Origin of the sequence: Sphingomonas sp. (assembly GCF_019242355.1) — a bacterium.
GTDB lineage: Bacteria > Pseudomonadota > Alphaproteobacteria > Sphingomonadales > Sphingomonadaceae > Sphingomicrobium.
In genome coordinates, this window is record NZ_JAFAVR010000239.1 from 1 (window position 1) to 5799 (window position 5799).

Below are 5799 nucleotides of genomic sequence, written 5' to 3' on the forward strand. Positions count from 1 at the left end.
TCGCATTGGCCGACGGTGCGGCCAATGGCCGTCCACTTGCCAAGAGCAATGCCTGCATCGCGCGGTGCGCAGGAACTCGAAGCGCGATGGTCGGGAGGCCGGCCGTGACGATCGAGGCAATTCCCGCATCGTCGCGAAGGGGAACCACGAGAGTGAGAGGACCAGGCCAATGAGCTTCGGCAAGTCCACGCGAAGTCTCGTCGAAGACACCGATGCGCTCAGCTGAAGCAAGATCAGGAACATGCACGATCAAGGGGTTGAAGCTCGGCCTTCCCTTGGCTTCGTAGATGCGGGCGACGGCCGATGCACTGGTTGCGTCGGCAGCGAGCCCGTAGACTGTTTCTGTCGCGACCGCGACCGGCTCGCCCGCGAGGATCAGGCGGGCGGCCTCGGCAACGGCGTCGTCGCTGAACGGGATAAGCCGGGTGTGCATCGAGGCGCGGCTAACGGATTACCGCCGCTCCGGGAAGTTCAGGCGCGGTCGCGCTCCATCAGCTTGGCCGGATCGATGCCCAGACGCTTCATCCGCGCGCTGATCTGCGGCCACTCCTCCTTGAGGAAACGGTTGCGCTCCGACGCGTTCAGCTTCGCGCGCGCTCCCGGGGCGACGAACATCCCGACTCCGCGCCGGACGATGATCAGCCCCTCATCCTGGAAGCCCTGGTAGGCCTTGGCGACGGTGAGCGGGTTCGCCTGCTGCTCCGCGGCCAGCGCGCGAACCGAGGGAAGCGGGTCGCCATCCGTATATTTGCCGGCGAGGATCGCATCGGCGATCGTCTCGCGGAGACGGACGTAGACGGGTTTCTCGTGCTGCCGGCCAAGCGTCATGCTGTTCTAATACAGCGCTCCAGGTAAATTTCAAATAAAAACAGGCCTAGGGTGCGGGCGGCGTCCAGCTTTTCACGATCGGAGACTTGGGTTCGCGCGGCCGCTCCTCGAGCTCGCGGCCGGGCTGGCCGATGAAGATGAAGCCGGCGATCCGCTCGCCGGGTTCGCAAAAGGCGCTTCTCACCCGCTCCGAATAAGCGCGCCAGCCAGTCACCCAGCCGCCGACATAGCCGAGCGCTTCGGCGCCGAGCAGCAGGTTCATGGCCGCGGCACCGCACGACAGCTCCTGCTCCCAGACCGGGATCTTGTGATCGGGCACCGGCGCCGAGACCAGCACCACCAGCTGCCCGGCATAGTGCGCGAACTGGTCCTCCTTCTCGTGACGGGCGATCATCGCGCATGGGTCACTCTCGACGAGCGCCTGGCGGAGAAGCGCGCCGAGGCTATCGCGCTGGTCGTCGGCGACAAGGATGAAGCGCCAGGGGAAGAGCTGGCCGTGATCCGGCGTGCGCGACGCGATTTCCAGGATGAGCCGCATCTCCTGGGCCGACGGACCCGGCCCGATGAGGTCACGGGGCTTGGCGGATCGGCGGGTCTGCAGCAGCGAAAGGGCGGAGGAGCGATCGTTCAGCATCGGGAAGCGCACATAGGTTGGCCGTCGCATCGCAACAATCGGCTTCACATGCGCAAAATCGTCGTTACCGTCGCCGCGTCGCGCTCGGCTTCATTGCCCGCGCATGGGGAGAGATTTCGAATGGTCGACACGCCCGGCGCAGAAGCGCCGTCCTCGCCGGACATCACGCACGTCCAGCCCGCCGACAAGGGCACCTGGATGGGCCACCCACGGCAGCTCCGCCGCCTGTTCGGGATCGAGATGTGGGAGCGATTCGGCTTTTATGGCATGCGGGCCTTGCTGGTGCTCTATCTCACCAAGCATTTCCTCTTCCAGGACCACCAGGCGAACGGAATCGTCGGCGGCTATCTCAGCCTCGTCTACCTGACCCCGGTCGTCGGTGGCTGGCTCGCCGACCGCTATCTTGGCTCGAAGCGGGCGGTGAAATGGGGCGCGATCGTCATGGCGGTCGGCTACTTCATGCTGTGCTTCGGCGGCCAGGCGGCAAAGCCCTATGCGACGATTGCGGGCACCCGCTATGACGTCACTCAGGCGCAGGCCGCGACGACGCTGGCGCCGAACACAGCGCCCCAGACCATCCAGATGAACGGCCAGACGCTGACCATCCACGGCCTGCCCGACGGATCGGTGCAGCTGCTCGCGCCCGGCGGCCAGGTTGCGCAGACGGTCCCCGCATCGCAGTTCGTCGCCGGCGCCGAAGGCTCGTCCTTCTACACCACCTTCCTGCTGTTCGCGCTGGGCCTGATCGTCATCGGCAACGGCTTCTTCAAGCCCAACATCTCGACCATCGTGGGAGCGCTCTACGCGCCTGGCGACCGCCGCCGCGATGCCGGTTTCACGATCTTCTACGCGGGCATCAACATCGGTTCGATCCTTGGCCAGCTGGCGGTGCCCTTCCTCGCCGATCACGTCGGCTGGTGGGCCGGCTTCCTCTGCGTCTCGCTGGTGCTCCTGCTCGGCTGGGGCATGACCCAATTCGATGGCGGACGGCTCGCTGGCTACGGCGAGCCGCCCAAGCAGGAAGGGGCGGACCGTGCGCCGCTTATCTACATCCTGTCGATCGCGTCGGTGGTCCTGTTCTGGCTCATCTTCCGCAACGTGATCGATACGCCCGAGGCTAGCGGGAACACGATCTGGGAATATGTCGTCGCGACGCCGCTGCTCGGGAAGGCGCTGCTGCTGATCTTCCTTGCCGCAGTGATCGGCATCCCGATCTGGTCGTGGCGCGCGGGCGACAGGACAGAGCGTGAGATGATGCTTGCCGCGGTCATCCTCGTCATCTTCAACGTGACCTTCTGGGCGCTGTTCGAGCAGGCAGCCTCGTCGCTGACTTTGTTCGCCGATCGCAACACGGACCTTCAGATTTTTGGTTTCCACATGACCGCGGCAGCGACGCAGCAGTTCAATCCGATTGTCGTGGTCCTGTTCGCTCCGGTGCTGAGCTATCTGTGGCTCGGCCTTGCCAAGCGCAATCTCGAACCATCGATCCAGCTCAAGTTCGCGCTTGCGCTGGTACTCGTCGGCCTCGGCTTCGTCGTTTTGTCCTGGAGCGGCGCAACGGCCGACGAGGCGGCGCGGGTGTCGCTGTGGTGGCTGGTCCTGACCTATTTCCTCCATTCGATCGCCGAGCTTTGCATTTCGCCGGTGGGCCTCAGCATGATCACAAAGCTGTCGCTCGCCCGCGTCGTGGGCATGATGATGGGCGTTTGGTTCCTGTCGATCTCCGTCGGCGAATATCTCGCTGGAGCCGCGGCTCAGGCGGCTTCGGTCGAGACCGTCGGCGGGCAGGTCACCAACCCGCAGCTCGCGCTGGCGACCTACACCCACACCTTCATGACCGGCGGTGAAATGACGATCGCGGCCGGCATTGTCCTGCTGGTGATCTCGCCGTGGCTTCGCAAGATCATGCACGGCGTGAAGTAGCAGCGGCGGTCCACTCGCGCTAAACGGCCGGCGATGACACGCAAATTCTTCGGCACGGACGGGATCCGCGGGCTCACCAACAGCGAGCCGATGACCGCGCAGATGGCGCTGTCGGTGGGAATGGCGGCCGGAGCGCACTTCGTGCGCGGCGACCACCGGCACCGCGTCGTGATCGGCAAGGACACGCGCCTCAGCGGCTACATGATGGAATCGGCGATGGTCGCCGGCTTCACCAGTGTCGGCATGGACGTCGTCTTGCTCGGACCGATGCCGACTCCGGCGGTCGCGATGCTCACCCGCTCGATGCGCGCCGACCTCGGCGTCATGATCTCCGCATCCCACAATCCGTTCGCCGACAACGGGATCAAGCTGTTCGGCCCTGACGGCTACAAGCTCAGTGACGAGGACGAGCGCGCGATCGAAACGCGCCTCGAAGGACAGCCGAAGCTGGCCAAGGCCGAGCTGATCGGCCGGGCGCGCCGGATCGACGATGCCCGCGGCCGCTACATCCATTTCGCAAAGTCGACTTTCCCGGACCATTTGCGGCTCGATGGCCTCAAGGTCGTCGTCGATTGCGCGAATGGCGCCGCCTATCACGTCGCGCCGGATACCTTGTGGGAGCTTGGCGCCGACGTTGTTCCGATCGGGGTCACGCCCAACGGCCAGAACATCAATGAGAACTGCGGGTCGACTCACCCGAAGCAGCTTCAGGAAGCGGTAGTCGAAAGCGGGGCCGACATCGGCCTGGCGCTCGACGGAGACGCCGACCGCCTGATCGTGGTCGACGAAACCGGGCGCCTGGTCGACGGCGACCAGCTGATGGCGTTGATCGCCCTCAGCCTGCACCGCCGCGGCGAGCTTCACGGCGACGGCATCGTCGCCACCGTCATGTCCAACCTCGGCCTCGAGCGGAAGCTCGGCGAGGCTGGCCTCAAGCTGCTCCGGACGCAGGTCGGCGACCGCTATGTCCTCGAAGGCATGCGTCGCAGCGGCTGCAACGTCGGCGGGGAGCAGAGCGGGCACATCATCCTGTCCGATCACGCGACCACCGGCGACGGCCTGGTGGCGGGCTTGCAGGTGCTTGCCGCGCTGGTGGAAGCGAAGGCGCCGGCGAGCACGCTGCTCCGGCAGTTCGAGCCTTTGCCGCAGCTCCTCAAGAACGTGCGCTTCAACGGCGGCGCCGCGCCGCTCGAGGCCGATAGCGTACGCAAGCGAATCGCGGCGGCCGAGGCGGAGCTCGAAGGCAGGGGACGCCTCGTCATCCGCAAGTCGGGGACCGAACCCCTGATCCGCGTCATGGCCGAAGGCGAGGACCCACAGATGGTGGAGCGGCTGGTCGAGGACATCTGCGCGGCCGTCCAGTCGGCAGCGTGAACCCTTTCTTGGCAATTGTCGGTCAGACGACACTGCTGTGCACATGCATCATTTCGGCTCCGGGACCCGGAACGCGGCAACGGCGATGACCTCGACCGCGAGGATCCTGATCATCGCCGGATCGGACTCGGGCGGCGGCGCTGGCGTGCAGGCGGATATCAAGACCGTCACCATGCTGGGCGGCCACGCGATGACCGCAATCACCGCCATCACCGCTCAGAACACGCTGGGAGTCACGGCGGTGCACCCCGTACCGGCGGAAACGGTGCTGGCACAGATCGATGCGGTCATCGACGATATTGGCGTCGACGCCATCAAGATCGGCATGATCGGTAGCGCCTTCACCGCATCCCAGGTCGCCGCGCGGCTGGATCGCCTTCGCGCCGAGCAGCCGGGGCTGCCGATCGTGTTCGATCCGGTCATGGTCGCCACCAGCGGGTCGGAGCTTGCCGATGAGGCGACCGTCGCCGCCTTCGGGCGGCTGATGGATGTCGCGACAGTGGTGACTCCCAACTTGCCCGAACTTCACCGCCTGACGTCGGAGGACGATCCCGTTGCGGCCGCGCTTCACCTGGTCGGCGAGCATGGCTGCGCAGTCCTAATCAAGGGCGGGCACGAGGAAGGCGAAGCGCTCGCCGACGCGCTGATCGAAGAAGACAATATGACCAGCTGGCAGGGCCAGCGGATCGACACGACCAGCACGCATGGGACCGGCTGCACGCTCGCGAGCGCCACGGCGTTGTTTCTAGCGCAGGGCAATTCCCTGCCGGAAGCGATTGGGCGTGCCCGTGAATTCGTCCGCGTGGCATTGCGCGAGGCGCCTGGTCTCGGACAGGGCGCTGGACCGCTCGGGCAGCAGAACGTGCGGCTCGAGACGGGCGGCGGTCCGCGGCTCAACCAGGTGACCGTGACCGGCACCAATTACGAGCGTTCCGTTGACTTCTACCGCAAGCTCGGCCTGACGCAGATCGTCGACAATCCGCCCGATTATGCCCGGTTCGAGACCGCCGGCGGCGCGACCTTCTCGGTGCAGATCGACC

At 65.8% G+C, this 5799-nt stretch carries 6 protein-coding genes; 3 read left to right on the forward strand and 3 right to left on the reverse strand.

Annotated elements, in window-relative coordinates:
• The 3 genes from JOZ79_RS11630 to JOZ79_RS11640 form a co-directional block, all read right to left on the reverse strand.
• Window positions 1-433, reverse strand: a 433-nt coding sequence (locus tag JOZ79_RS11630; RefSeq protein ID WP_294074302.1) for an L-threonylcarbamoyladenylate synthase, incomplete at its 3' end; no start/stop codon positions are given.
• Window positions 434-471: 38 nt separating this feature from the next.
• Entirely contained in the window at window positions 472-828 is a 357-nt protein-coding gene (locus JOZ79_RS11635; protein WP_294074304.1) for a GntR family transcriptional regulator, read from the reverse strand.
• A gap of 46 nt (window positions 829-874) precedes the next feature.
• Window positions 875-1462 (reverse strand): nitroreductase, encoded by a 588-nt coding sequence (locus JOZ79_RS11640; protein ID WP_294074311.1) that lies wholly within the window; start codon window positions 1460-1462, stop codon window positions 875-877.
• Window positions 1463-1582: 120 nt separating this feature from the next.
• On the opposite strand from JOZ79_RS11640, the gene JOZ79_RS11645 reads away from it, so the two are divergent.
• From JOZ79_RS11645 to thiD, 3 genes are all read left to right on the forward strand, one after another.
• Entirely contained in the window at window positions 1583-3385 is a 1803-nt protein-coding gene (locus JOZ79_RS11645; protein ID WP_294074306.1) for a peptide MFS transporter, read from the forward strand.
• 33 nt (window positions 3386-3418) lie between these two features.
• A complete protein-coding gene (glmM, locus tag JOZ79_RS11650; RefSeq protein WP_294074308.1) occupies window positions 3419-4759 on the forward strand; it encodes a phosphoglucosamine mutase in 1341 nt (446 codons plus the stop codon).
• 85 nt (window positions 4760-4844) lie between these two features.
• Window positions 4845-5799, forward strand: a 955-nt coding sequence (gene thiD, locus JOZ79_RS11655; RefSeq protein ID WP_294074309.1) for a bifunctional hydroxymethylpyrimidine kinase/phosphomethylpyrimidine kinase, incomplete at its 3' end; no start/stop codon positions are given.